Source organism: Pseudothermotoga sp., assembly GCA_025060105.1.
Classification (GTDB): domain Bacteria; phylum Thermotogota; class Thermotogae; order Thermotogales; family DSM-5069; genus Pseudothermotoga_A.
Window position 1 is genome coordinate 109260 of record JANXCS010000004.1, and the last position, 26610, is coordinate 135869.

Annotated in this window: 26 protein-coding genes; 9 read left to right on the forward strand and 17 right to left on the reverse strand. The window is 46.6% G+C overall.

Annotation, left to right across the window (positions count from 1 at the left end; translation table 11 throughout):
- Positions 1-15 precede the first annotated feature (15 nt).
- Complete coding sequence (locus NZ875_05280; GenBank protein ID MCS7175149.1) at positions 16-1512, forward strand: HD domain-containing protein; 1497 nt, start codon at positions 16-18, stop codon at positions 1510-1512.
- On the opposite strand, the gene NZ875_05285 is transcribed toward NZ875_05280, so the two are convergent.
- The 4 genes from NZ875_05285 to NZ875_05300 are packed head-to-tail and all read right to left on the reverse strand — an operon-like array spanning position 1513 to position 4856.
- Positions 1513-2385, reverse strand: coding sequence for a DUF1385 domain-containing protein (locus tag NZ875_05285; protein MCS7175150.1), 873 nt, complete (start codon positions 2383-2385; stop codon positions 1513-1515). It lies immediately after the preceding gene.
- Between the two features lie 12 nt (positions 2386-2397).
- Positions 2398-3693 carry a HAMP domain-containing histidine kinase gene (locus NZ875_05290; protein ID MCS7175151.1) on the reverse strand — a complete coding sequence of 432 codons (1296 nt, stop codon included), beginning with the start codon at positions 3691-3693 and terminating at the stop codon, positions 2398-2400.
- Complete coding sequence (locus NZ875_05295) at positions 3677-4321, reverse strand: response regulator transcription factor (protein ID MCS7175152.1); 645 nt, start codon at positions 4319-4321, stop codon at positions 3677-3679. Before NZ875_05295 ends, NZ875_05290 begins: the two co-directional genes overlap by 17 nt.
- Entirely contained in the window at positions 4311-4856 is a 546-nt protein-coding gene (locus NZ875_05300) for a transglycosylase SLT domain-containing protein (protein MCS7175153.1), read from the reverse strand. Before NZ875_05300 ends, NZ875_05295 begins: the two co-directional genes overlap by 11 nt.
- Positions 4857-4886: 30 nt before the next feature.
- Between NZ875_05300 and dnaX the strand changes: the two genes are divergently transcribed.
- From dnaX to tpiA, 5 genes are all read left to right on the forward strand, one after another.
- Positions 4887-6326, forward strand: coding sequence for a DNA polymerase III subunit gamma/tau (dnaX, locus tag NZ875_05305; GenBank protein ID MCS7175154.1), 1440 nt, complete (start codon positions 4887-4889; stop codon positions 6324-6326).
- A 5-nt stretch (positions 6327-6331) separates the two neighbouring features.
- The gene (locus NZ875_05310) at positions 6332-6688 is read left to right on the forward strand and encodes a YbaB/EbfC family nucleoid-associated protein (protein ID MCS7175155.1); all 357 of its coding nucleotides are present in this window, start codon (positions 6332-6334) and stop codon (positions 6686-6688) included.
- A gap of 83 nt (positions 6689-6771) precedes the next feature.
- Positions 6772-7770 carry a type I glyceraldehyde-3-phosphate dehydrogenase gene (gene gap / locus NZ875_05315; GenBank protein ID MCS7175156.1) on the forward strand — a complete coding sequence of 333 codons (999 nt, stop codon included), beginning with the start codon at positions 6772-6774 and terminating at the stop codon, positions 7768-7770.
- A 38-nt stretch (positions 7771-7808) separates the two neighbouring features.
- Positions 7809-8996, forward strand: coding sequence for a phosphoglycerate kinase (gene pgk, locus NZ875_05320; protein ID MCS7175157.1), 1188 nt, complete (start codon positions 7809-7811; stop codon positions 8994-8996).
- A 29-nt stretch (positions 8997-9025) separates the two neighbouring features.
- Complete coding sequence (tpiA, locus tag NZ875_05325) at positions 9026-9754, forward strand: triose-phosphate isomerase (protein MCS7175158.1); 729 nt, start codon at positions 9026-9028, stop codon at positions 9752-9754.
- Here tpiA and NZ875_05330 read toward each other — a convergent pair.
- From NZ875_05330 to NZ875_05380, 11 genes are all read right to left on the reverse strand, one after another.
- Complete coding sequence (locus NZ875_05330) at positions 9740-10414, reverse strand: 2-phosphosulfolactate phosphatase family protein (protein ID MCS7175159.1); 675 nt, start codon at positions 10412-10414, stop codon at positions 9740-9742. The two genes, tpiA and NZ875_05330, sit on opposite strands and share 15 nt — an antisense overlap.
- 5 nt (positions 10415-10419) lie before the next feature.
- On the reverse strand, positions 10420-10662 hold the full coding sequence (locus tag NZ875_05335) for a glutaredoxin family protein (protein MCS7175160.1): 243 nt from the start codon (positions 10660-10662) through the stop codon (positions 10420-10422).
- 4 nt (positions 10663-10666) lie between these two features.
- On the reverse strand, positions 10667-11350 hold the full coding sequence (locus NZ875_05340; protein MCS7175161.1) for a hypothetical protein: 684 nt from the start codon (positions 11348-11350) through the stop codon (positions 10667-10669).
- A 3-nt stretch (positions 11351-11353) separates the two neighbouring features.
- Entirely contained in the window at positions 11354-11971 is a 618-nt protein-coding gene (gene yqeK / locus NZ875_05345; protein MCS7175162.1) for a bis(5'-nucleosyl)-tetraphosphatase (symmetrical) YqeK, read from the reverse strand.
- 3 nt (positions 11972-11974) lie between these two features.
- The gene (locus NZ875_05350) at positions 11975-12256 is read right to left on the reverse strand and encodes a DUF503 domain-containing protein (GenBank protein ID MCS7175163.1); all 282 of its coding nucleotides are present in this window, start codon (positions 12254-12256) and stop codon (positions 11975-11977) included.
- A gap of 15 nt (positions 12257-12271) precedes the next feature.
- Complete coding sequence (gene fusA / locus NZ875_05355; protein ID MCS7175164.1) at positions 12272-14332, reverse strand: elongation factor G; 2061 nt, start codon at positions 14330-14332, stop codon at positions 12272-12274.
- A gap of 27 nt (positions 14333-14359) precedes the next feature.
- Positions 14360-16009 (reverse strand): phosphodiester glycosidase family protein, encoded by a 1650-nt coding sequence (locus tag NZ875_05360; GenBank protein ID MCS7175165.1) that lies wholly within the window; start codon positions 16007-16009, stop codon positions 14360-14362.
- Entirely contained in the window at positions 16006-17298 is a 1293-nt protein-coding gene (locus tag NZ875_05365; GenBank protein ID MCS7175166.1) for a thymidine phosphorylase, read from the reverse strand. Before NZ875_05365 ends, NZ875_05360 begins: the two co-directional genes overlap by 4 nt.
- Positions 17295-18551 (reverse strand): cell wall metabolism sensor histidine kinase WalK, encoded by a 1257-nt coding sequence (locus tag NZ875_05370; GenBank protein ID MCS7175167.1) that lies wholly within the window; start codon positions 18549-18551, stop codon positions 17295-17297. Before NZ875_05370 ends, NZ875_05365 begins: the two co-directional genes overlap by 4 nt.
- A 3-nt stretch (positions 18552-18554) precedes the next feature.
- A complete protein-coding gene (locus NZ875_05375) occupies positions 18555-19274 on the reverse strand; it encodes a response regulator transcription factor (GenBank protein MCS7175168.1) in 720 nt (239 codons plus the stop codon).
- A 101-nt stretch (positions 19275-19375) separates the two neighbouring features.
- Positions 19376-20341 (reverse strand): hypothetical protein, encoded by a 966-nt coding sequence (locus NZ875_05380; protein ID MCS7175169.1) that lies wholly within the window; start codon positions 20339-20341, stop codon positions 19376-19378.
- 202 nt (positions 20342-20543) lie between these two features.
- Here NZ875_05380 and rocD point away from each other — a divergent pair, with 202 nt between their 5' ends.
- From rocD to NZ875_05395, 3 genes are all read left to right on the forward strand, one after another.
- Complete coding sequence (gene rocD, locus NZ875_05385) at positions 20544-21776, forward strand: ornithine--oxo-acid transaminase (GenBank protein ID MCS7175170.1); 1233 nt, start codon at positions 20544-20546, stop codon at positions 21774-21776.
- A 116-nt stretch (positions 21777-21892) separates the two neighbouring features.
- Entirely contained in the window at positions 21893-22600 is a 708-nt protein-coding gene (locus NZ875_05390) for a flavodoxin family protein (protein ID MCS7175171.1), read from the forward strand.
- 11 nt (positions 22601-22611) lie between these two features.
- Positions 22612-24495 (forward strand): S9 family peptidase, encoded by a 1884-nt coding sequence (locus NZ875_05395; protein ID MCS7175172.1) that lies wholly within the window; start codon positions 22612-22614, stop codon positions 24493-24495.
- Here NZ875_05395 and NZ875_05400 read toward each other — a convergent pair.
- Positions 24485-25390, reverse strand: coding sequence for a TIGR01212 family radical SAM protein (locus NZ875_05400; GenBank protein ID MCS7175173.1), 906 nt, complete (start codon positions 25388-25390; stop codon positions 24485-24487). The genes NZ875_05395 and NZ875_05400 overlap by 11 nt on opposite strands.
- Positions 25387-26598, reverse strand: a complete 1212-nt coding sequence (locus NZ875_05405) for an amidohydrolase (protein ID MCS7175174.1) — start codon at positions 26596-26598, stop codon at positions 25387-25389. The genes NZ875_05400 and NZ875_05405 overlap by 4 nt, the downstream gene beginning before the upstream one ends.
- Positions 26599-26610 lie beyond the last annotated feature (12 nt).

Genomic DNA, 26610 nt, shown 5'->3' on the forward strand with positions numbered 1-26610 from the left:
TTTGGAGGCGAAAGCTTGTACTACAAAGTATCACGAGATCCAATACATTCAGAGATATTCCTCTATCCTCTCGAAATCCTCGCAGCGGACACTCGACCCGTACAGAGATTGAGACAACTTTCTCAACTCGTTGGAGCTGAGCTCGTTTATCCCGGTGCGAGCCATACGCGCTTTGCACACTCACTCGGTGTCATGCACATCGCTGGGCTCTATGCTGATAGATTGTTTCCAGAACATTCCAAAAGGCGCATAATACGTCTCGCTGGCATGTTGCACGATGTTGGACACGGTCCGTTCAGCCACCAGTTCGACGACGTTGTTTATCGACGCATGGGTGTGCAAGATGGACACGATGGACACAGGGAAAAAATCTTGCTCGAGCTGATGCCCGGTGAGATGTTCAAAGCTTACCAAAGGATTTCCGATCCCAAGAAAAAAAGTGCCATCGTTGAAGATATGAAACGAACCGTGGGCTTTGAAGAAATCACGCTCCAAAGCCTGAGGGTGCTCATGGAAGAAGTCAACAACATATTCAAAGGTGAAGAGGTGGGTAGCGTCGAGTACAACGTAGTGCAAGGGCCACTCGGTGCGGATAGAATGGATTTCTTGCTCAGGGATGCGTACTACAGTGGCACAACTCACTTCGGAGTCGGGGCGGTGGACAGGATCATCAGGAATGCCTATACGAAAGTGAAGAGTTCCAAATCCATACTGTGTTACCATGTGAAGATCTTGGATCAGATATACACCAGTCTGTTTGGAAGATTCATGATGTACAAGAACGTTTATTTCCACAAAACGTCTAGGGCAGCTGATCTCATGATACAGGAAATACTCTCTTTGGTCTATAAACCACTCAAGCTCGCAGAGAGAGTGAACGATCTAGAGAAATTCTTAGATCTGACTGATCAAGCTTTGCTCGCAGAGATAAAACTCGAAGTTAGAAAAATCTTTGAAAAATACGGTGTGAGTGATGAAAACCAGCTCGAAACCGTGGATCTAACTGAGGATGAGTACAACTTGATAGAGGCCTACAAGATATTGAAAAGGTTGGAAAGCAGAGACCTTTGGAAGTTGATCGTCGAGATCGCGTTCACAGCGGAGGGTGTGGACCCCTACATCATGAGCATCGGTGTCGTCGCAGACACACTGCAGAAGATCAGGTTGAGGCTTGAGAAGCTCGTTGAACAAGAGAACGTCCCAGACGATGACAGAAAGCATATAAAAAAGATCCTGGATGATTTCGAAACCATATTCAAATCCGATACGCCATACAAGTTATCTCTGGTACATCCACAGGAATTTCTGAACAGCAATGTGTTCCTTTACAACCCCCAAACTGACGAAGTCATCTCTCTTGAAGATTACGTCAAAAACTATCCAGCTTACCGATTGCTGGCGAGCAATCTGGTGCAGATCGTGAGAATCTATGTGACAGAAGACGTGCGTGACATTCTAACGAAATACAACGTTGTGCCGAGCGTGAAACTCCAATTGACCACGAAGTGGTGATCAACCGAAATATTCTGGACCCTCCACCTTCGAAGCCTGTGGTAGGACTCTCTTCAAAGCAACTATTGCGACTTCGATCTGAGAATCGTCTGGTTTCGCTGTCGTGATCTTTTGAAAGAATAAACCCGGATAGAACAGTACCTTCAACAACTTAGCATTCTTAGCAGAAACTCTGAGTAACTCGTATGAAAAACCAGCCGTCACTGGGAGAAACAGAATCCTGCTGAGCAACCTCCAAGCGAAGTTTCTCGAAGCCAATGGATTGACCAAAGACAAAATCACGATCGAAAGGATCAAAAATATCATGATGAAACTCGTACCACACCTGGGGTGTATCGTTCCGTATTTTTTCACATTCTCTACACTCAATTCCTCTCCGTGTTCATAAGCATTTATAGCCATGTGTTCAGCACCGTGGTATTGGAACAGCCTCTTGACATCTGGAAAGAAAGATATCATCCACACATAGAGTACGAAGAGGAAAAGCCTGAAGGCTCCTTCGACTACTGCGAAGAGTATCTCATTGTGTTTGAGCACTTGGAACAAACTGGTGATGAACATCGGTAAAAGAACGAAAAGCCCCACAGCCAACCCGATGGCAAACAGCGTGGACCAGAACAATTCGGATTTTTTGAATTTCTCACCGCTGCTCAACTCTGCAGATCTATTCAACGCCTTTATCCCGAAGTACAGAGAATAGTACAAACTTGCAAAACCTCTCACAATCGGTATTTTGAACAGCTTCCCTTTGATCGGGGTGTCCTGTGAAAGATCTTCAAGTACGATCTCACCATCTTTGTTTCTAACGGCCATAGATGCTTTACTTCCAAGCATCAACACACCTTCGATGATCGCTTGACCACCTATCCTCACGTCGCTACCTCCTCAGCATTTTGGAAGTCTCACGATGAACTCGCTACCTTTCCCAACTTCGCTTAAAACTTCTATATCACCGTTCATCGCCTTTACGAGCTTGTCGACCAGAGCCAAGCCCAAACCATAACCCGGTGTGGAACGAGATCTGTCGGATTTGTAGAACTTCTGGAATATCTTCTTCTTCTCTGATTCCTCTATACCAACTCCGAAGTCTTTGACGCTGATCCATCCCTCTCCACAACGTAAGATAACCTTCTTCTCCTGAGTCGAAAATTTCACTGCGTTCTCCACCAAAGCTTTGAGAATGAGCTGTAGAGCTCTCACATCGGCACAACCGTATCCTTCACCTTCAACTTGAAAGTTGAAGTCTCTGAACTGCTTGGAGAAATCTTCACTAGCTTCTTGAAGAAATCTTCTAAGATCCAACTTCACCAGTTCGATTTTCGCTACAGGTTTAGATAAAGTCAACAAATCTTCCGTCAGATTTATGACCTGCTGAACGGTCTCTCTTATCGTTCTAGCCGACTCCACAACGATGCCGCTGTTCGTCGAGAACTTTTCGACCAACTCGGCGTAACCTTGAATGCTCGTGAGCGGTGTCCTCAACTCGTGAGAAACGTCGTTCAAGAAATCGTTCTGCATCTCAAAACCAAGTTGCAATCTGTTGAGCATGTCGTTGATCGTCCTTGCAAGTTGAGAAACTTCATCTTCCTTACCAGGATCGTACACACGCTTGCTCAAATCCGAGGCACTTATGCTCCTCAATTCCTCAGTGATGCGCCTCATGGGAGCGAGGGATTTGTTAACAAAATAGTGCCCTAGCAAAAAGGAAATGAGGGTGAAGATGATCCAGAGGATCAAAAACATGCGAGAAAGCAATCTAAGGAAATCTCCGATTCCTCCTGCGGGGGAAAGTAGGAACAACTCACTTTGACCTAAAATGGTTTGCGCGATGATTCTCACAACGAAGTACTCATTGTTACCGAGTTTGAGGTAAGTGGGCCTTCTTGTGGCAAGAACGTGTGACAAAAACCGTCTGAAATTTTCATTTTCCGTGTCTATAGTTCCAAAGATCACCTCACCGGAGGAATTGATGATGACCAAACCCGGAGGCAACCTATGTCTGAGTATATTCCTCATTGGTGCACTGAGGTAGGAAGATACTGCCTGTCTGAGAGCGTCAACCGAGCGTGCTATGTGGACCTGTTTTGTGACGTTGTAGGCCAGAAGCAAACCCAATCCGAGTATCAGCGAAAAAAGGATCGTTTGCATTATGCTGAGCTTCCACTTAAGCGTCGAGAACATACCCAATCCCTCTCACAGTCTTGAGAAACTTCGCAACATCACCGAGTTTATTCCTCAGGTATTTCACATACACGTCTACTACGTTCCGACTTATGTTTTCAGAATCACCCCAGACTTTCTCCAAGATTTGTTCTCTGCTCACCACCTCACCTCGATGTTCACAGAGCATCTCCAATATGGCAGCTTCCCTGTCTGAGAGACTGGTCTCACTCCCATCCTCAAAATAAAGCTTTCTCATCTTTGGAACGAACGTTACTGAACCTATGCGGAAGGTTTCCTTCTTTCTGACTCTCCTCGCCACACTTTCTACACGCGCTAAAAGCTCATCCAAGTGAAACGGCTTTGGAACGTAATCGTCCGCACCTTTCTTGAGACCACGGATCCTGTTCTCCACTTCGCTCCGTGCAGTCAGCACGACTACTCCAACCTCTTCATCAACGGACCTGATCTTCTCTAAAACTTCGAATCCATCCATACCGGGTAGCATCAAATCCAAAACGACCACTGCTGGATCGAACAATTGAAAGAGTTGCCAGCCTTCTTCCCCGTCTTTGGCGATCTTCACTTCATAACCATGACCTTCGAAGAGGATCTGCAGCAATCGTGAAATTTTCTGATCATCTTCCACTATCAGCAAGCGAATAGTTCATCAGCTCCTTATAACGATCCAGCACCTTCACTGCGTAAGAACTTCTGGAGTTACCACCATTGTAAGCTTCCAACGCTTTGAGGATGTTTCCTGAAAACCTTTCAAGCTGGTACTTCAAATACAACGTACCCATCTCCACGTTGAGCTTGTGATCCCACAACAATCGTGCCCAGCCGTCCTCAGGCTCCTTCAAACCAAAAATGCGACAAACAAACCGCGCCGTCTCAGGTTTTATCTGCATTAAACCCAGTTCACCGTGAAGTCCAACAACGTTTCTGAACTCGCTCTCCACCGAAATCAAAGAGATTATGAGCACGTGATCCACATCGAATTTCTCACTGACTTCAAGTATAGTTCTGTAAAGATTTTCAATGTACGTGTTGTCCGTAACCAAGCCGTGCTTCGAACGTGTTTCGAAGACGAGTTTGAAGAACCAAGCTGGTATCTCCACGGCCATCAAAAGGATCGATTGAAAAAACACCACCAAAATTGTTAACAATCTCACAGTTTTCATCCTTTCTGTATCCTCCGTTTCTGTTATAATGTGAAATTGGTGAACAGTATGGAAGCTTTGTACCGTAAGTACAGACCCAAGAGCTTCTCCCAAGTAGTAGACCAGATTCAGGCTAAGTTGGTTCTTCAAAATGCTATTTTAACCGATCGTGTATCGCATGCGTACATCTTTTCAGGTCCGCGTGGGAGCGGGAAAACGACACTCGCAAGGATTCTCGCCAAAGCTCTCAACTGTCCCAACAGAAAAGATTTTGAGCCCTGTTGCAGTTGCGATAGCTGTCTGTCCATAGATAAAGGAAATCATCCAGACGTTCTGGAACTCGATGCTGCATCGAACAGGGGTATAGACGAGATCAGAAGGATCAGGGACGCCGTCGTTTTCAAGCCGATGATGGGACAGTACAAAATTTACATAATCGATGAGTTCCACATGTTGACCAGAGAGGCTTTCAACGCCCTACTGAAAACCCTCGAAGAACCACCCGAACGCGTCGTGTTCGTACTTGCCACCACAAATTTGGAGAAAGTACCTGCAACGATAATCTCGAGATGTCAACTGATAGAATTCAAGAGCTTCAAAGAATCAGACATTCTGCAACAGCTCAAACATGTCACTTTGAACGAGAACATCGACGCAGATGAGGAAGCCTTGAAGCTCATCGCCAAACGTGCATCGGGTGGTATGAGGGATGCTTTGACATTGCTCGAGCAAGTTTCGAATTACACGCTAGGCGGAAGAATAACGTTGGAAACCGTTGAACGAGCTTTGGGATTGGCACCAGCGAAGGTTGTGGATCAATACCTTGAGGCCCTGTTGAACGGGGATACAAAAGCTGTGAGCGAGTTGGTGGACAAGGTTTATCAAGAAGGTTTCGATATAGATCAATTCATTCAAGCGAGCCTAGAGAGGCTGGAAGAAAAAATAACCGTCGATCCTGCCAACGAAACGATCGCACTCGCCAAGGACTTGATATCCATAGCTGGTGAGATGAGACTGTTTGAGAATAAACGTGTTGCATGTAAGCTACTTTCCATCGAAGTTGCCGCTAAAAGACCCTACCGAACTTCAGTGAAACCACAACGGGATGAATCCTCTACAGAGAAGGTACAGACGAGTATTCAGGAAATCCAGAAAGATTCAACTTTGGAAGAGCAACCGAAACAACATGAGATGCTGGACATAGGCAAAGTACTCGAATACTTGAGAGAGCATGGAGACATGGCCATGTACGTTGCTCTCGTGCAAGCGAAAGTGATCAAGAAAGATGGGACGATCGAGATCTCCTTTCTTCCGTCTCAAAGGCTTCAGTACGAATATCTCAGAGAAAAACTTTTTGAGTTGGAATACCTGTTCAAGACGCAACTCAAATCGAACGTGGGAGTCGAACTGAAGCTCGATGAAGAACGCGAGAGACAACTTCTAGAAAAACTTCAAAAGTTGTTTCCCGGAAGGATCAAGATAGAGGAGTGATGAGCTTGAAAAAGATCAAAGGGTTCGGAGGCAGAAGTTATGGTCCCAGCAAAGGAGAAGCGAAAGGGATCGATTTGGGCTCGATCCAAAAAGTTCAAGAGGAAATGGCGAAGAAGCTGGAACAGCTTGAAGAATCTTTCAGTCAGATGGAGATCGTCAGCACGGCTGGCGGAGGGGCGATCAAAGTTAAAGCTACTTGTGACTATAGAATCGCGTCGATAGAATTCGACGATGATTTGCTCCAAGACAAAGAGATGCTGAGCGATCTGATCGTTGCGGCGGTGAACGAGGTTCTCCAGGAGATAAAGAAACGCAGAGATGAAGAGATGTTGAAGCTGACTCAAGGTGCGATCAGTTTGTGAATTTTTACACAATCTTGTCGTTCGTTCAAAATGAAGAAGGTATCATCTAGATGAAGCTCTTAAACTGAAGGGAGGTCTAGAGGATGAGGGTTGCCATCAACGGTTTCGGTAGGATCGGTCGATTGGTCTTGAGGGAGATCCTCAAAAGGAAAGCTTCAAACATCGAAGTAGTGGCCATCAACGATATCACCGACGCCCCGACACTTGCTCACCTTTTCAAGTACGATTCCGTTCACAAGATCTATCCAGGCGAGGTCCGAGCTGAGGGAGACTCGATAATCATCGATGGTAAAGCCTACAAAGTGCTCAGTGAAAAAGATCCTGCGAAGCTCCCCTGGAAGAGCCTCAACGTTGACGTCGTTATCGAATCTTCTGGTGTTTTCACCGACAGGGAAAAAGCTGTACTCCACCTACAATCCGGAGCAAAGAAGGTCGTCATAACTGCACCCGCGAAGGGTGAAGACATCACGATCGTCATAGGATGCAATGAAGACAAGCTCAAGCCAGAACATACGATAATTTCCTGTGCTTCTTGTACAACCAACTCCATTGCACCCATAATCAAGGTGCTGCACGAAAAATTTTCCATTGAGACTGGGTTCCTCACAACCGTGCACGCATACACCAACGATCAGAGAGTTCTCGATCTGCCACATAAGGATTTGAGAAGGGCGAGGGCTGCAGCGCTGAGCATAATACCAACGACCACTGGCGCCGCCAAAGCGGTGGCACTCGTCGTTCCTGAATTGAAAGGCAAGCTCGATGGAGTCGCCCTGAGAGTTCCAGTTCCAGATGGTTCCATCTCTGACTTTGTCGCCGTTGTCAGCAAAGAAACGATGATAGAAGAAGTCAACCAAGTCATGAAAGAAGCTTGCGAAACCAAGCTAAAAGGCATCATCGCGTACAACACAGAGCCCATCGTGAGTAGCGACATAGTTGGTACCACGTATTCTGGTATATTCGATGCTACCCTAACGAACGTGAAAGGCAAAGTGGTCAAAGTCTTCTCTTGGTACGATAACGAATACGGCTATTCTTGCAGAGTGGTTGATACAGTGGAATTGCTCGCGAAAATCTTGTGAGGGAGCTTTGCTCCCTCACTTCTTGAGGGGGTGAAACGATGAAGAAAATGACCATAAGAGACGTCGATTTGAGCAAGAAGACTGTGATCATGCGCGTAGATTTCAACGTGCCAGTTGAGAATGGAAAGGTAACCGACGATACCCGCATCGTTGCAGCGTTACCAACTATAAAGTACGCCGTAGAACATAACGCCAAAGTCATTCTGCTCTCGCATTTGGGAAGGCCGAAAGGGATCGATCCTAAATACAGCATGAAACCAGTTGCTGAGCATTTGAAGCAAATATCTGGATTGAACGTCATTTTCGTGCCACATTTGATCGGTGAAGAGGTGAAAAAGGCTGTCAAAGATGCAAAATTTGGTGATGTCATCGTGTTGGAAAATACGAGGTTTCACCCCGGAGAAGAGAAAAATGACTTGGAACTGGCAAGGGCTTGGGCAGAACTTGCCGATATACACGTGAACGACGCCTTCGGTACGGCCCACAGAGCGCATGCATCCAACGTTGGTATCGCTTCCTTCATACCGAGCGTTGCTGGTTTCCTCATGGAGAAAGAGATAGAATTCCTCAGCAAGGTGACTTACGAACCCGATCATCCATACGTGGTCGTTCTGGGCGGGGCAAAGGTGTCCGACAAAATAGGAGTCATCACGAATTTGATGAACAAAGCGGACAAAATTCTCATAGGTGGAGCCATGATGTTCACGTTCCTGAAAGTGCAGAACTTCAAAGTTGGCTCATCCTTAGTCGAAGACGATAAGCTCGAACTGGCAAAGCAGATCTTGGAGCAAGCATCACAGAAAAAGGTGAAAATAGTGTTGCCCATCGACAGCGTCATCGCGCAGAAGATCGAAGCCGGAGTCGAGAAGAAGATTGTAGATCTAAAAGACGGAATCCCAGACGGATGGATGGGACTGGACATTGGTCCTAAAACCGTTCAAATGTTTGAAAAAGAGCTCGCCGATGCGAAGACGGTCGTCTGGAATGGGCCAATGGGTGTGTTCGAAGTGGACGATTTCGCTGAGGGAACGAAAGGGGTCGCATTGGCGATCAGCAAGGTGAAAGGAACGACCGTGGTTGGAGGCGGAGATACCGCCGCAGCCGTCGCTAAATTCGGTCTCGAATCTGCCTATTCTCACGTTTCGACTGGCGGTGGAGCTTCACTGGAATTCCTCGAAGGTCGGGAGTTGCCTGGCATAAAGAGCATAGCTGACAAAAAAAAATAGATAGATTGATCCTCGCCGGTAACTGGAAAATGCATAAAACCAATTTTGAAGCGAAGATTTTTGTCAATCAATTGATCAACGAGTTGGCGGGCAAGCAGTTCAAGATAGTTGTTTGCCCGCCTTTCGTTTCGATAATGGACGTGATAGAGCTTACCCGTGGTACTAACCTCTGTGTGGGCGCTCAGAATTGTCACTTTGAGCGCAGTGGGGCCTTCACAGGTGAAATCTCACCTGCGATGCTGAAAGCCATCGGTGTGGAATTCGTGATCGTTGGTCACTCAGAACGTCGGAGATATTTCAATGAAACGGACGAGATGGTGAACAAGAAAGTGAAAGCTGTAATAGCGGAAGGGATGAGACCGATAGTGTGCATCGGTGAAACCAAAGAGGAGCGAGAAAAGGGGCTCACATTCTGTGTTGTGGAATCCCAGCTGAGACAGGCTCTCTACGGTTTGTCAGAGAGAGAGGTCGAAAGAGTTGTGATCGCTTATGAACCCGTGTGGGCCATTGGAACAGGTATCGTCGCCAGACCGGAACAAGCTCAGGAAGTTCACAAATTCATAAGAAAGCTGATCTCAGACTTGTACGGAGCTGAGCTTGCCCAAATGATTCCGATCCTCTACGGAGGGAGCATAAAACCGGACAACTTTTTCGCCATCATGGCTCAACCGGATGTGGATGGCGGGTTAGTCGGTGGTGCAAGCCTCGATGATCAGTTCGTACAACTCGCCACGATTGTCCAGTCATTCGTCGAGTGAGAAAGCACCATCTTTGAAAACCGGTACGAGATGATAAAGATCGATTTTCGAACAGAACTCGACATCTTTTGAGAAACCTTTCTCGATGAGTTCTTTTCCATGTTGACATTCCGATAAGGCTTTGAAGATCGATCCTACAGATTTCCAAACAGACTCAGCCATGAGCGCTGAGTCTGTTTTTCTCTCTGCACGACTCATCGACACTATGGCACCGGCACACAGAACATCTTCCAGCGCAACGCGACCCTTTTGACCTGCACAAACGATCGTCACTCGATCGTGAAGTTCGAGTTTCCGAACCACTGCAGAAAGATTCAAGAAACTGGCAGCGTAAAGTCTTTTACACTTTATTTTTCCAATGGCTCTGGTACCGTTCGTCGTCGTTAAGACTATGTTCTTACCTTCAACTGCTCGTTTTGAATACTCCAAAGGAGAATTTCCTAAATCGAATCCTTTTGGTTTCACGCTCTTTCTTTCACCACAGATGAGCACGTCAGCATCTTTCTGCTTCAAAGCTTGCTGCACCGTCAAGACTGGTTTGACTCGAACAGCGCCATTCGCCAAAGCGGTCACGATAACGCTCGTTGCCCTGAGAACATCTATTAGGACACAAGTATCCTCGCTGATCTTTCGCTGCGGTACGAACACTACATCGATCAAGGTTTCTATCTCACCCCAAGCAACTTGTCGATCTTTTCCTTATCGAAACCTACGATTATGTGGTTACCAATCTCGATCACAGGTACACCAGTTTGCCCAGTCTTCTTGACCAGACGTTCAGCGGCCAGAGGGTCTCTAGAGACATCCACTTCTGAAAACTTCAACCCGAGTTGTCTGAAATAATTCTTCGCCCTCGCACAGTAAGGACAGGTGGGCGTGGTGTATATGGTTATTTTGACGTGTTGCACCATGTCACCTCCTCATGTCCTGTTTGATCGCTTCGATGCTTTTTGCGTCCAGATAGAGCCTTTGATATTTTTTCCCATCAACCGTTATAATCAAAGGTTTTTCAAGCATTCCACTAACGGTGTAGAATCTCAGTGCGTTTCTGTTAGATTCATATATCAATTTGTACAGGGCGGCAACACTCATAGTGTTCTCATTCCTGAGAGCTTTTAACCAACTTCGAACAAGCAGATGGTCAAAGAACTTACTTTTTCTGACCGACAGGCTTTTCAAAAAGTTCTCGAAACTCTCAATACCGTTGCCCAGCAAACTCTTGGCAAGCTTTTTGATTTGCTCCGAATCCACAACCGCATAGTATCTGAAACTTGATGAAAATTCGATCATAGATTCTGCGAAACTGAACACGTCCAAAGGATTCTGAACATCGAGAGATCTATTGTTGAGAGGATTGAAGGCGTACTGTGGGAGCTCAATCACATACATCATCCTCTTGCCATTGTCTATGCGTACGAAATACGCTCTTTGTTGATCTTTCAGTATGAACACGTAGTGTACCACCGGCGATGAAAACTCGGGAGACTTCCTGAGGTTGTTCAAAGAGAGCAGGAACCATGAACCAAAAACCGCCATTGCCAAAATGATACCCAGTATCATCCAGAATAAACCTGTTTTTCTCCTCTTAACGGCCATGTTTCATCCTCCTCTGAACCCGTTGTGATCGTTCTCTGTGAGAAATCTTTTTCTCTTGTTTCTCAGTAACCAGTTCCACATTTCGATCGTTTCTGGAAGCAAAAGATATTCTTTTTTCATCGCATAGCAAACTTTACTCCGAAGTGTTCGGATCAGAGCTTCGTCCAAATCGTGCTCCGCCAATTTCCTCAATTCCTCCACCTCTTCGTAGACCCTGTTTTCTTCGAGTGCATCTGCAAGAAAAACGATCTTCGCAACCGAACTCACACCTGCTCTACCACTCGTATGGTATGCGACGGCTTCCAAAACTTCCACATCTTCTATCTTGAACCTTCTCTTCAAATACTCTGCTGCGATTTTTCCATGCAACAGAACAGGATGCTTCAGCTCTAGTTCACTAGGTTCGATGTTGTATGCCTCCGCCATTCGCAACAACTTCGGCGCAGGTGTATCTCTGAACATGTCGTGAGACAAACATGCGAGCAACACTTTTTGTTCGTCGATCTTGTGTATCTTCGCAAGTTTCCTTGCGAATTCACTGCACGAAAGTATATGACGAAGGCGTTTAGGACCAACCAAGAGATTGAGAAACTGTGACAGTTTTTCAACGATTTGCTGCACCTTTCACCATCCTTCTCGCTCGAGTTCGACAACTTCCACACCGTAGGTCGATTCTAAGATGTTGCTTATCTGTTCGATCGTACTGTCGACGACCTCTTTGGCAGAGTTGACCACGGCAACACCTATTTCAGCCCATCCTTTGGAGTCACACATACCCACTTCCGAGACAGACACGTTGAACTTGTTCCTTATGTCGTTGATCAGTCTTTTTACAAGGCTTCGCTTCTCTTTCAAGCTGTTGATACCGAACAGTTTTATTTTGAAGCTGGCGACACCAACGTGCATCGTCGTCGTTTCACCTCATGTGCCTTGATGTGCCTGTTTCCTTTCTTGGATTATCTTTTCTTGAATGTTCGGCGGTACTTCTTGATATCTGAGAAATTTCATCGTGAAATAACCGCGCCCACTCGTGATTCCAGAGAGTCTACCGGAGAAATCCAGCATCTCCGCGAGTGGAACCTCCGCCTTCACTCTGGACATACCACGGCCTGCAGGTTCCATCCCTTGAGGTCTTCCCCTCCTGCTCGTCACTTCTCCAATGACGTCTCCCGCAACTTCGTCGGGGCAGTATATCTCGACCTCCATGATCGGTTCGAGTATGACTGGCCTAGCTTCCTCCATTCCCTTCCTGAAAGCCTGAATTGCAGCGATTTGGAAGGCGATGTCCGAGGAATCCACTTCGTGGTATGAACCGTCGAACAGTGTTACGCGCACATCTACAACGGGATAACCTGCAAGGGAACCGCGTTTCATGGCTTCCAACACACCTTTTTCAACGGATGGGATGAAGTTCTTCGGTATGGCTCCGCCAAAGATTTTATCAACAAACTCAAAACCTGCGCCTCTTGGCAAGGGTTCGAGCTCTATCTTCACGTGTCCATACTGACCATGACCACCCGTCTGCTTTTTGTGCTTGTACTCAGCTATGGCTTTCTTGGTTATCGTTTCTCTGTAAGCGATCTTGGGTTTTCCAACGTCTACTTCAACACCGAAGATGTTCTTCAATTTTTCGATCATGACATCCAAATGTATCGTTCCCAAACCAGACACGACAGTTTCACCAGTCTCGGGGTCATATTCCCACTCGAACGTTGGGTCGCTCTCGGCGAGTCTGGACAAACCGTTGCTTATTTTGTCAATATCCGTTTTGCTTTTCGGATTCACAGAGCGTGAGAACATCGGCTCGGGGAAATTCGGAGGAACGATCTTCAACTTTCTATCTCTGTGCGCTAGTGTCTCGCGAATACCTCCTTCTTTGAGCTTTGGAAGTACGATTATCTCACCACAGGAGGCCTCTTCAACTTCAACTTGCTCTTTACCACGTGCCCAGTACAACTTACTGAATCGATCTGTGGAACCACGATCGACGTTCACAAAAACGTCTCCCGACCTTGCAAGACCCGAGATGATCTTTATGTAGCTCACCCTACCAACGAACGGGTCAACAACGTTTTTGAAGATATAAGCGCAGAATGGTTCCGTTTCACTGAAAGTGATCGTTGCTTCTTCACCGCTGTCTAGAACTGCTTTTAAGGGTTTCCCCTCTTTAGGATTAGTACCGAGTTGAACGAGCACATCCAGTAACAAGTCCACACCGATATTCTTTTCGGCAGAACCACACAACGCTGGGACTACCAAGCCAGATTTGTAAGCCTTGACGAGGGCTCTCTTCAGCTCTTCTTCGCTGACCTCCTGGCCTTCTAGGTATTTTTCCATCAGAGCATCGTCACTCTCAACTATGTCCTCTAGCAACTTGAACCTGGTATCTTGAGCCGTTTTGACCAAATCTGAAGGAATTTCCACGGCCTTGGCCTTGCCATCTTCGTAAACGTACGCCTTCATGCTCACAAGATCTATCAATCCTTTGAAATTCGATTCAGAACCGATGGGCATAACGAGTGGCACAACCTTGCATTCGAATGCAGATTTCACTGATTCGAGCGTGGCGAAGAAATTCGCCCTCTCTTTGTCCATTTGATTCACGAAGATCAAGATCGGCTTGGACATCTCTTGAGCCATCTGCCACGTCCTTTCAGTTTGTATCTCAACACCAGCCACAGCGTTGATCACGCTCACGACGTTTTCACAGACGAAGATCGCGTTGATCACTTCGGCTATGAAATCGCCAAAACCAGGTGTATCTATAGCGGTCAAAAGGTGATCTTTCCACTTGAAAGTGAACACGTGAGAAGTTATACTCGATCCTTTGGCCTCCTCTATGGGGTCAGTGTCGATGAGTTTGTTCGAGACGCGGTCGACCAACCCCACTGTTTTAAGCATGGAACAGGTCAAAAGGGATTTGCCTGAACCGTTGTGACCAACTAAAACAAAATTTCTTTTCTTTTCAACAGCAACCGCCATCGTCATACACCTCCGTCCTTCTCGTCGTCAATCTGACTTAGTCATTACAAGCAGTGAAACGGGAACGGCTCTGGTCCAGCCGGTTGGAGTCCTACTCACTATCTTATCTTTGATGACCATAACAGAAGAACTGCCCCCGTCGAAGTTCATGGCCGAGTAGAATCCTTTACTCATGCAGAAATCAACCAATTCGTCGTAGTTGACACCTCCAGAGTTGCTTTGATCGTTGATGACCACGACTGCGACCTTTCCGTCACGAGTCGTAGCTATGAGCGTCCTGGTTGCGTTCGCCCTCGCAATGTTACCTCCGTAACGGTTTTTCTCTTGATTTCGATCTGGTATGGGTGCTCCTTGGTAGAGCAACAAAGGCCCGGCCTCAATCGCATGTTTTATCCTGTAAGGAAAGTTTGTATTGATAACGTATTCAACAGGATCGCCGGCTTTCACCTCCTGCAAGTACCTTTCGTACTTGGAAGAAATGGCCAGCACGAATCCCTTCTCTGGTGCCTTCCCAACCCACCCTCTCGATATAACTTTGCCGTTCTCGACCACAAAATAGAGAGTGTCGTCTCTCCTGGGTATTTGGAGACCAAATTCCCTCGTGAATATCAACACCTCGCCTTGAGCTACGGTGTTGACACCCTTCACGATGAACAGGAGCTGACCTACTCGCACGTTCAGATCAAAATAGAACCTTTCTATATGTACAGTCCCAGCGTAAGTGTAAACGAAGATTGGTCTCTCACCGTACGGAGTTTGCAAGATCTTACCATCGATGATCAGTAACCCGATTGGAATTCCAGTTCCAGGGTCAAAGTAGCTCGCATTCACACCCGCCACTGCGCTGTTCTTGGCAACCATGATTTCCACGCTCTCCATGGTACCGATGCCTGAGGAACTTATGGCTGGCTTAAGTTCAACGATACTTGGATCTATCCAAAGGTAATTCACCAAAACCTCTTTGTTGCCAATACGTTCAGTTGTCTGCTGCCAATACACACCGTTCGCGAGCCATTCTCTCCCAAGCATTGGCATTCTCAGCTCAAAAACCAGCACACTCGGCTCCAGTTTTGTGACTATCACAGGCTCGACATCGACGGCCAAATCGAGTTCCACCTTGACTGAATTTTCACCACTCGTTATCTTCACAGGTTCTACACTGATTGCAGAGCTCACGCAAGGCGCGATCTCGACCGTTAGTCTCCCCTTCGAAGTACGTACTGCGATCATGTGTTCCGACACGAAACCTACAAAATTCAATTTGAGTTGATTTTTCTCAAAGGTGACGGACCTGAGGATCGGTACAGCGTCCAACAGTGCCATGTAGCCCGGAGCCGTTCTGTAGAGTTTTAGGTCGAGGATCTTCTGCAGAGTTTCTATTTTGATGAGAACTTTTTTTCCATCGAATCGTGCGGATTTCTCATATAAGTCCAGAAAATCCACCGTGACGTTCCCATCGCTGGTGATGAGGATGATCTTCTTTTCGAAAATCAAATAAGCTCGACCAGACCTTTCCGATAGAACGAAAGTCAACCCCAACTTCTCAAGCTCTTTCACCTCAACAAATCCACCTGATTCCTCCAAAGAAACAAACTTCCCTTGAAACCCCACTAAAACTTGCGCCACAACTAAACAAGAAACAGATAAGAGAATTGATAGAAGCAACGTAACCTTCATTCGATCACCTCTAAAACGACCGGTGGTATTTCTGAAGATCGCTCTGAAAACTCGTACGCGGACTTGACGAGTTCTAGAGCGGTCATCAAATCACTCTTGTTCGAGTAATACAGTCTCGCTATCACGTCACCAGCGTTGACCCAATCTGACACTTTCTTCACCAGTTCTATACCAACTGAATGGTCTATATCGTCCTCCTTCTTCGTCCTTCCCCCACCCAGCATCACACAAGCTCTTCCAATGGCCTCGGCATCCAGTTGTACGATGTAACCAGCACGCTCAGCTTTCAGATCGATAATTCTCTCGCTAACAGGCAATCGGTCTGGTTCATCCACAACTTTGGGATCACCACCTTGATACTCAATGAACTTTTTGAACAACATCAATGGTTTGCCAGAGCAAACCATCCGTTCGATGTCATCCTCAGTAACTTTGATCCCAGCCAAGTCCAGCATCTCTTTGACAATAACATAGGAGAGTTTCATTACATCGGTTGGACCGTTCCCTTTCAAACACTCGATGGCTTCGATCACTTCTAGAGAATTCCCAACCATCCGTCCCAGAGGCTGATCCATGTTGGAGATGACCGCTTTCGCTTTTCTACCACTTCGTTTGATTATATCTATCATCAGACGAGCGAGGGCTTCAGCCTGCTGTAGATTCTTCATGAACGCTCCCCGCCCGACCTTAACGTCGAACAATATCGCGTCCGCTCCCGCCGCAAGTTTCTTACTCACGATGCTGGAAGCGATCAGAGACAAATTCTCAACCGTCGCCGTTGCATCCCTCAAAGCGTAGATTTTTTTATCGGCCGGTGCAAGATTTTCCGTTTGGCTCACTATGGAAAAACCCACTTCGTCCACGATCCTGAGAAATTCCTCTTTCTTCAAAGATGTTTTCATGCCCGGTATCGATTCGAGTTTGTCGATGGTGCCGCCCGTGTGACCTAAACCTCGACCAGACATCTTGGCGACTTTGACACCGAAACTGGCAACGATTGGGAGCACGACGAAACTTATTTTGTCCCCCACACCTCCGCTCGAATGTTTGTCGAGTTTAACACCTTTCAAAGACGAAAGATCCAATCTCTCACCAGACTCGAGCATCGCCATCGTCAAATCGTACGTCTCTCTCTCGTTCATTCCTTGAAAGTAAACGGCCATGAGGAATGCCGACATTTGATAGTCTGGAATCTCCCCAGCTGTGTACTTTTGAACCACGAAATAGATTTCTTCTCTTTTGAGTTCCATTCCATCGCGCTTTTTCCTTATGATGTCATACATCCTCATTGTTTCTCCACTTCCCGATGCAGAGGTATCATCACCGTGAACGTCGTTCCAACACCAACTTCACTACGCACATTTATTTGTCCCCCATGTCTATCGACGATCGATTTCACGATCGACAAGCCAAGGCCAGAACCACCCATCTTTCTACTCCTACCTTTGTCCACCCGATAGAACCTATCGAAGATCCTCGACAGAGCATCCTTGGGTATACCTGGACCGGTGTCGGAAACCTCTATGACGGCGTGATCGTCATCCTTTTTCACACAGACTCTCACGCGTTTCTCACCCATCTCTTTCAAAGAAGTGTACTTGATGGCGTTATCAACGAGGTTCAACAACATTTGGACCATCCTGTCTTGATCGGCCCAGATCGTCACATTTTCACACTGCGTTTCCACATCCACACCGTACTCTTTCGAGAGCGGTTCAACGATGGAAAGTACATAGTTGACAACCACGCACATGTCCGTCTCTTTGAACTCAAACCTAGCCTCGCCAGACTCCATCCTCTCCAAATCGAGCAGATCGTTTATCATTCTCGACATCCTCGCCGCTTCGTTTTCTATGATCGTCAAGAATCTCTTGCGCGTTTCGATATCCATGTCTGGATCGTTCAAAAGCGTTTCTGCATAACCATGAATAGAAGTGAGCGGTGTTCTCAACTCATGGGAAACGTTGGAAACGAATTGCTTCCTCAGTTCGTTCAGCTCGTATTCCTTCGTCACATCTCTCATTATGATGATTATTCTCCGCTCTCCCCTCGGCAACAACACAGGTATCATTCTGCACGAGTAATGTTTTTTCTCATCGTTGACGTACATCAAAACGTTTGACTCTTGAGTTTGCCATGCCCTCACCGTTTCTTCGAACAGTTCTATGACGTAGTAGTCTTCCACAGCTTCGTATATTTTCCTCGCGATAGGTTCGGATCTGGTGATTTTCTGGGCTGCAGCGTTAGCGAAAGTTATTGTTCCATCGGCCTCAACGAACAATATGGGATCGGAAATGTTATCGAGCAAGGTCAATATGTTCTCTCTGCTCCTCTGAGCGATCGCCAGTTCGTCCTCTATAGTCTTCAGTTTCTTGCGCAATCGCTCTAACACATAGGAGGGTGGAGAGTCTTCAACCACATCGGCAAGCTCTGCCACCCTCCTGAAGAAACGCAGAAGATTTTTGTTGGATCTCAGCAGCGACAGTGAGTACAAAAAAAACCCTGTCGCTGCCACTGCGGCGACCACGAGTAAGATTACCACAAATTACTCTTCCTTCCCAGGATCGCGGAACTTGTAACCCTTACCTCTCACCGTGATTATGTACTTTGGATTCGAAGGATCCTCTTCGATCTTCGTTCTCAACCTCCGAATGTGCACATCCACAGTCCTCGTGTCACCATAGTAATCGTAGCCCCAAAGCTTGTCGAGCAAAACATCCCTACTGAAGACCTTTCCTTCATTCTCGGCTAGGAATCTGAGCAGTTCGAACTCGAGCGGAGTCAATGCTACCTTCTGCCCGTTCACTCTAACCTCGTACCTCTCGACGTCGATTTCCAAACCTTTGGCGATGATCTTCTTTGGTCTCTCTTCACGCTCTTGAGCACTCAGCTGGATCCTCCTGAAGATCGCTTTGACACGTGCGATCATTTCCCTGACACTGAAAGGCTTGGTGATGTAGTCGTCCGCACCGAGTTCTAAACCGAGCACCTTGTCGAATTCCTCTCCTTTAGCGCTGAGGAAGATGACCGGTGTGTTCCTGTACTTTTCCACGGCCCTGAGTTGCCTGACGAGTTCAAACCCATCCATCTGTGGTAGCATGATGTCGACGATGAACATGTCCACACTTTCATTCGTAGCTACTTTGAGTGCCTCTTCCGCATCGTACGCTTTCAGCACATCGTAACCTTCCCGGGCCAAGTTGTAACTCACGAGCTCGATGATGGAAGGATCGTCATCGACAACCAGAATCTTCTTTTTCGCCATAGTCTCACCCTTACGGGTACACCTCCTTTCACGAACGTTCACCGCGTTAACATTATAACAGACAAATGACAATTACACCAGTGTGTTATCTGACAGTTCTATCAGATTTCTCCAACTTGGTGGAGAAAATCCAATAAGAATCCTTTAAGAAGACCAGAAAATTCCTCGATGATCTCGATTGTGATCTTCTTCAGTTCCTTCAATTCTCCTTCCCGCGCGACGAAATCGTTCCAACTGAGTGTACGGTCGAGGTTCGAATAAACCTTTTCGAAAATGTCATCGACTTTGTAAAGGTTCCTCAACCCGAGCAGTCTCACCCGTTGAACCAATTCCCTCAAATTCTTCGTTTGCTTCGGCTCTGACTCTGTGATGATCTTCAAGGTTTCTCGATCTTCAAGGTAAAGCAGATATGCGAGAAATTCGTCATAAGAGAAGTGTCTGTAAGCTAGTTCTTCAGCTTTTTTCCTGTTCCATAAAAGGCTTTCTAAAACGTCACCCAAACGCCCCGGTGCATTGTGATACGGCATTGACAGATCTTCAAGATGATGGATCGCTCTGGCGAGGAAGCGATAACCCCAGTATCTGTCTTTCTTTTCAAAAGCTTTTTTCGACATTTCAACGAAGTATAAGAAAGATTCACTACCTTCAAAGAAATCAAAAAAGAGCAGTTTGTACTTCATGTGTCTGACGCCTTGACTGTCTCCAATGATGGATTGCAATTTTGACAGATTCAAACCCTCATCCATTCCAAGGTCTGGTTCTGTGGAATAGACTGTGAGTATCTGCCAAATCGGCACTCTGCCATCAATCGGTGTAGGATCTGGAGGATAGAACTTTGCCCATGCGGGCACAAATGTTGAGATGAACTTTCCACAGACATCATCTAGTATCAGTTTTTCAGTGTTGTAAATCCTCTTCTCCACATAGGTGTAAGGGGTTATCTGCACGAGTGAATCTGCTTTGGGTAAAGTGGATTTGACGATCAAGTAAGTCAGAGTCTCGTGCGCAGACCATGCAAAAGTCAGAACGAATGTGAAGAGTGATAAGAAGATCAGCAACCTTTTCATACACATCACCTCAAAAAGAATTTACCACTTTGAAAGCATTAATGAGCATACGAAAGCAAAAGTGAGCATACGTGAGAACGAGAAAGTATCCCAATGTTGACTCAAGATAGTCACCAACTGTTGAGAAACGTTGTATTTTGCGAGACTTTGAATTTCTTGGCTTCAATGTTATTCTACTGTTGCATGGAAAGGAGGAGGTCCAATGAACAGCCAGTTCTATATCGACATTGAATACACATACGGCGCTCATAACTATAAACCTTTGCCGGTCGTCATCGACAGAGCTGAGCGCGTGTGGGTGTGGGATGTGGAGGGAAAAAGGTACATAGACATGCTCTCCTCCTATTCGGCCCTGAACCATGGACACAGACATCCGAAGATCGTCAAGGCACTCATGGATCAACTTCAAAAAGTAACACTCACATCGCGTGCTTTCCACAACAGCGTGCTGGGTTTGTTCGAGGAAAAACTGGCAAAGTTCGCAAAGTACGACAAGGTTCTCCCAATGAACACGGGGGCGGAAGCCGTTGAAAGCGCCCTCAAAATAGCCAGAAAATGGGCTTACTACAAGCGTGGCATACCCATGAACGAGGGTAACATCATCGTGGCAGAAGGGAATTTTCATGGAAGAACGATCACCATCGTTTCGTTCTCGACCGAGCACCAGTACAGAGACGGCTTTGGACCATACACACCAGGTTTCAAAGTTGCCAAATTCGGCGATGCTGAAGAAGTTGAAAGACTGATCGATGACAGAACGTTGGGTATCTTGATCGAGCCAATCCAAGGCGAGGGTGGTGTCAAAGTACCACCACAAGGTTATCTGACGAAGCTCAGAGAAATTGCCACAAAGCATCGAATATTGATGATGCTGGATGAAATTCAAACAGGTTTGGGAAGAACCGGTAAGATGTTCGCTTGGCAGTGGGAAGATGCCAAACCAGACATACTGATACTCGGGAAAGCCCTCGGCGGTGGTGTCTATCCCGTTTCAGCTGTGCTCGCCAGCAATGAAGTTATGGACGTGCTCAAACCAGGCGATCACGGCTCAACGTTCGGCGGAAATCCGCTGGCTGCTGCCGTCGGTATGGCCGCGATAGATGTCCTCGTTGAAGAGAAGCTCGATGAACGTGCACGAACGCTCGGAGAATACTTCATGAACCAGTTGAAACTAATCAAGAGCGACTGTATAAAAGAGATAAGAGGTAAAGGTTTATTGATAGGTGTGGAAATAAAGAAAGAATTTGGTCCGGCACGCCCATTCTGTGAAAAGCTCGCCAAGCTTGGAGTTCTGTGTAAAGAAACGCACGAACAAGTGATCAGGTTCGCACCACCACTCGTGATAGAAAAGGAAGAGATCGACTGGGCCCTGGAAAGAATCGAGAAAGTCCTCATGGAACCTTCCTACGAACACAAAGTTTTGAAACTCTCCTGAAATCTCGCCGAAATGGCCGTCCGCTTGGACGGCCATTTTTGTAAAGTTTCCTTCAAAACTCTCACGATTCTCATGGGCTAAGATTTTGCTGATGAGTGAATGGGAGGTGTCCCACAGTGAAACCTTTCATCGTTCTTGTGAGCGCTTCGGAGAGAAAGTATGGAAATTCTTCTCAGTTGCTTTATTTAGCGGCTGAAGGCGTGCAAGATGGAGGGGGAAGCTTTGAGATCGTTCATCTTTCAGATCACGTCATCAAACCGTGCATTGGGTGTGTTTCAGATGAGGAAAGACTTTGCAAATATCCTTGTCTGATCGCAGACGATGACTTCAACAATCTCGCGACCAAACTCATCAACTCACAGGGTTTCATCGTAGCTACACCCGTTTATTGGTACGCACCGAACGGAAATTTGAAGAACTTCATCGACAGACTCACGAGTTTGGAGAATATGATAGACCACGTGGGAAGGAGTTCACTCGAAGGAAAAGTTGCAGGATTCATAGCGGCCGGTTCGGACAGCGGAGTGATGATGGCGATATCTTACATGGCGATCACTTTCAACAGTATGGGTGTTCACATCGTTCCGTGGTCGATGGCTTACACCCATTCACCTGATCCAACCGAAGACGTTCAAGCCATGATGGACGCTTACAACGTTGGTTTGATCACAGCGAAAATGGCAAGAATACTCATGAACAATGAGTATGTGGGCTATGAACCAAAAGTTGATCTTGAGAAGCTGAAGCGAAAGATCGAAAGCGTGCGCTCACAGTTTGAGGATGAAAAAAAGCTCAGGATGAAGAAACTGAGCTCCTTGGGTTAGGAGGGAGAAGCATGTGGAGCGTTTCGAGCTTCGCAAAATTGGTCAGCCCAACTGAAGTCAAAATAAGCCCAAATGGCGTTTGGATCGCCTACACGATCAAAAGAGTGAATCCAGAGAAGAACAAAACTGCCAGACAGATAGTCCTCCACAACCTGGAAGACGATGGAGAGTTTTTCCTCCCAGAGAACACATCGAAACCACGCTTTTCACCAGATTCAAAGAGATTGGCCTATCTCAAGAAGGACGACGAAGAAAGTAAACTTTTCGTGATGGAACTCAGAAATTTCTCATCTCAACTCATCACAACAGCCGATTCGATAAGTTTCTTCGACTGGTCCCCGTCTGGCCGCAGTTTGTTCGTAGTGACACAAAAAAAGCGCAAAGACCCCGATCTGTATTTTGAAACGCACATACCGGTTTGGTTTGATGCAAAAGGATTCCTCGATGATTGTAAGGATGTCTTTCATATTTTCGATGTGGAATCTTGCCAAGAACTCGATCAATTTGAAGAGAGAAATGTCGTGTTCGCGTTCTGGTCTAAACAAGGTATAGTTTACACTCTTGCCCATGAAGAAGCTCCGTTCACGCGTTTCAATGTGATGCTTTACAGTGAAAGGTCCAAGAAGACTGTACTTGAAAATGTGGGGATGATCGCGACTGACCATCTTCAGGATGGTCTAATCCTGTTGGGGAGACATCAAAAGAACGTTTTTCAACATGATTACGTTTATCTTTTGAAGAACGGCGAGTTGCTGTCCCTTACGGAACGCTACGGCTTGGATAACTCCGGACACATAAGTTTGGAAGTGTGGGCCTCCGACAGTGAAAGTTATCCGATCGCCAGAGGCGAATGGGTTTACTTCAAAACGGGAGATAGAGGCAATGTGAAGTTAGAACGCATGCACCTGACCGATTTTCAGAAAGAAACCGTTCTCGCCGAGGGGGCTGTGACTTGTTTCGATGCGAGTGAAGATGGAAAGGTTGTTTACGTTGCAGTCAACAGCGAGATTGGAGCTGAAGTCTATCTACATAGAAGTGGATATCCTGAGAGGATCACATCACTGAATCTGCAGTTTTTAGAAACCGTACCAGTGAGAAAATTACACCATTTCGAATACAAAAGTTTCGATGACACAACGATCGATGCTTGGTATCTCAAACCAGACAGACCTCCAGCACCTCTGATCGTTTTTGTTCACGGAGGACCAAAGGGCGCTTATGGTAACTGTCTCTATTTTCTAGGCCAACTCCTCGCTCAAGAGGGTTTCTACGTTCTGTATACGAACCCTCGTGGCAGTGATAATTACGATGAGAATTTTGCCCTGGCAGTGAAGAAGAAAACTGGTTTGGAAGATTTTTCAGATATCATGCACGGTGTGGAGGCCATCAAGAAAAAGGAAGACATCACCGACGTCGGCATAACAGGTATCAGTTACGGTGGTTTCATGACCAACTGGGCCATAACTCAAACCAACATTTTCACTGCAGCTGTGAGTGAGAACGGTATCAGTTATTGGTTCACGAGCTACGCGTTTTCTGACATAGGCTTCTGGTTCGATAAGAACTTGATAGGTGAAGATCCACTCGTTGATGAAAACTACAGGAAGCTGAGTCCAATATTTTACGCGAAAAACGTAAAAACGCCCCTGCTTTTGATCCACAGCTTGGAGGATTATCGCTGTCCCCTCGATCAATCACTCATGTTCTACACGGTGCTCAAAGATCTCGGCAAGGAGGTTTACATAGCCATCTTTAAGAAAGGAGCGCACGGTCACAGTGTACATGGCAGTTATTCACACAGACTGAAGCGGTACAAATTGATCTTGGAATTCTTCAAGCAAAAATTGATGCTGAAACGCGAAAAATTCGATCCAGAAGAATGCTTCAAAACTTGATGGGCCCGCCCGTGGCGGGCTTGAATTTTGCTCCCTGAAAGGTGTTCCTGCGCTTCAGTTCTGATTCGATGGCACTCACAACTTCGTTCTTCGTCAGATTCCACCTCGCAAAGAGCGTACCAGTTCGTGGTGGGTCGGAAACGAGTCTGTGTATGACGATGTTCGGCGATAGATTCTCCAGAAAGGCTACCGTCCTTTCGATGAAAGCTTCAAAACTGATTGGTTGAAAAGAACCTTCTTTGAACATTTTTCCCAACGGACTATCCTCCACAATGTAGAGCGAATGGATCTTCACTCCATCGACATTCAAATACGATAGGACTTTCGCGGTATCGACAACGTCCTCAAGTTCATCCCAAGGCAGATCGACGATGACGTGTACAACGATCTCAAAGCCGTGCTTTTTGGTCCTCAAAACCGCGTCGACGAACTCCGCTACCCCATGACCTCTGTTGAGAATCCTCAGCGTTCGGGAGTTGATGGTTTGAAGACCGAGCTCCAACGAAACGTCCACTTTGGATTTAAACTCGCTCAACAAGTTCAGGACCTCTTCGGACACACAATCGGGTCTTGTGGAGACCGCGAGCTGCACTATGGAGTCATCCACGAGCGCCTCTGAATATTTCTCACGCAGAATGTTGATGGGAGCATAAGTATTCGTGAAAGATTGAAAATAAGCTATGAACTTGGTTGCTCCGTACTTTCTCATCGCCCATTCTTTCTGCCTGAGCACTTGTTCACGAACAGATAAACCGTGCAAGGCATTGAACCCACTGCCAGTTGGGTCGCAGAATATACATCCACTACCTTTCTCCCTGTTCGGGCAAGTGAAACCGGCATCTATGACGAGCCTGTGGACTTTGGCACCGTACCGACGTTTCAGATATTCGCTCAATTTGTTGTACCTATCAATCTTTTGATCGCCTCCTCACATTTTTTGAAGACGTACTCTTCGTCGATGGTGGGGAACTTCCCATCATAATAGATCCACCGTCCCTTCACCATGGTGGCGAACACGTCCAACGAACAACCCGCATGAACGATGTGTGCTTTGATCTTCTCGCGTGGCACGTACCACGGTTTATTCAAATCTACAACGATCAAATCCGCATCGTCCCCGATTTCTATCCTTCCTGAGCTCAACCCGAGGGCCTTAGCCCCTTGTTCGATCGCCATGGACAAAGCTTGTTCAACCGAAAGGTGATGCGGGTCTGTCAACTTTTGAAGTAACGTCGCCAAGCGCATTTCGTACCAAACATCGAGACTGTTGTTGCTCGCAGCACCATCTGTACCCAAACAAACCTGCACGTTTGACGAAATGAATTTGTGAATTGGGGCAATCCCACTGCCCAGTTTGAGGTTGCTCGTAGGGTTGTGAACAACGAAGAATTTGTCGTTGGCAAGTAAGGGGATGTCAGAGTCCTTCACATGAACGCAGTGAGCGAACAACACTTTGCAATCTCTCAATGAAGTTTGGAGGAGACTGCTCAAATCGTAGTCCTCTTCGCTCGTCTCGTACAGGTGTATCATGATGGGAGATCGCAGTTTCAAAGCCATTTTTGCTATCTCGTCTATGTAGCGGAGAGAGCAACTGTAAGGTGCGTGAGGGCCGAACCCAACTCTTATGAGACCGTTTCTCCCATCCCATCTTTCGTAATATTCAACGTTTTGCTTGAGTCTGCCCTTCTCAGAATCGAAGTCGACCAGCCCCCGTGTGATCAAAACCTTCATACCGAAGTCTAGAGCAGCCCTTGCCACGGAATCGCAGTGAAAGTACATATCCGCGTATGCCACGATACCACGTTTTGCCATCTCCATTTGCGCCAACATCGTACCGTAGTAAACATCTTGTTCGGTCAGCCTCTCTTCTACAGGTAGTATTCTCTCGAAGAGCCATTCTTTGAGTTTCAAATCCTCCGCATATCCACGCATGAGCGTCATCGCCGCATGTGTGTGGGCGTTGATGAACCCTGGCATCACGAGCTTATTCGAAAAGTCGTAAACTTCACACGAGCCTCGCACCGATAACTCACCGATCGCAGTGATTTTACCGTCCTCTATCAAAATGTCGCAAACTTCTGGCTCAGAGCGAACATTCCTCATAACGAGACCATT

What these genes read in the sequence shown, in the direction of transcription:
- NZ875_05290 (MCS7175151.1), bottom strand. Translation starts at nt 3,693, where the DNA reads ATGTTCTCGACGCTTAAGTGGAAGCTCAGCATAATGCAAACGATCCTT.
- NZ875_05340 (MCS7175161.1), bottom strand. Translation starts at nt 11,350, where the DNA reads ATGGCCGTTAAGAGGAGAAAAACAGGTTTATTCTGGATGATACTGGGT.
- fusA (MCS7175164.1), bottom strand. Translation starts at nt 14,332, where the DNA reads ATGGCGGTTGCTGTTGAAAAGAAAAGAAATTTTGTTTTAGTTGGTCAC.
- NZ875_05375 (MCS7175168.1), bottom strand. Translation starts at nt 19,274, where the DNA reads ATGGCGAAAAAGAAGATTCTGGTTGTCGATGACGATCCTTCCATCATC.
- rocD (MCS7175170.1), top strand. Translation starts at nt 20,544, where the DNA reads ATGAACAGCCAGTTCTATATCGACATTGAATACACATACGGCGCTCAT.
- gap (MCS7175156.1), top strand. Translation starts at nt 6,772, where the DNA reads ATGAGGGTTGCCATCAACGGTTTCGGTAGGATCGGTCGATTGGTCTTG.
- pgk (MCS7175157.1), top strand. Translation starts at nt 7,809, where the DNA reads ATGAAGAAAATGACCATAAGAGACGTCGATTTGAGCAAGAAGACTGTG.
- tpiA (MCS7175158.1), top strand. Translation starts at nt 9,026, where the DNA reads ATGCATAAAACCAATTTTGAAGCGAAGATTTTTGTCAATCAATTGATC.
- NZ875_05350 (MCS7175163.1), bottom strand. Translation starts at nt 12,256, where the DNA reads ATGCACGTTGGTGTCGCCAGCTTCAAAATAAAACTGTTCGGTATCAAC.
- NZ875_05300 (MCS7175153.1), bottom strand. Translation starts at nt 4,856, where the DNA reads ATGAAAACTGTGAGATTGTTAACAATTTTGGTGGTGTTTTTTCAATCG.
- NZ875_05365 (MCS7175166.1), bottom strand. Translation starts at nt 17,298, where the DNA reads ATGAGGATGTATGACATCATAAGGAAAAAGCGCGATGGAATGGAACTC.
- NZ875_05360 (MCS7175165.1), bottom strand. Translation starts at nt 16,009, where the DNA reads ATGAAGGTTACGTTGCTTCTATCAATTCTCTTATCTGTTTCTTGTTTA.
- NZ875_05405 (MCS7175174.1), bottom strand. Translation starts at nt 26,598, where the DNA reads ATGAGGAATGTTCGCTCTGAGCCAGAAGTTTGCGACATTTTGATAGAG.
- NZ875_05395 (MCS7175172.1), top strand. Translation starts at nt 22,612, where the DNA reads ATGTGGAGCGTTTCGAGCTTCGCAAAATTGGTCAGCCCAACTGAAGTC.
- NZ875_05380 (MCS7175169.1), bottom strand. Translation starts at nt 20,341, where the DNA reads ATGAAAAGGTTGCTGATCTTCTTATCACTCTTCACATTCGTTCTGACT.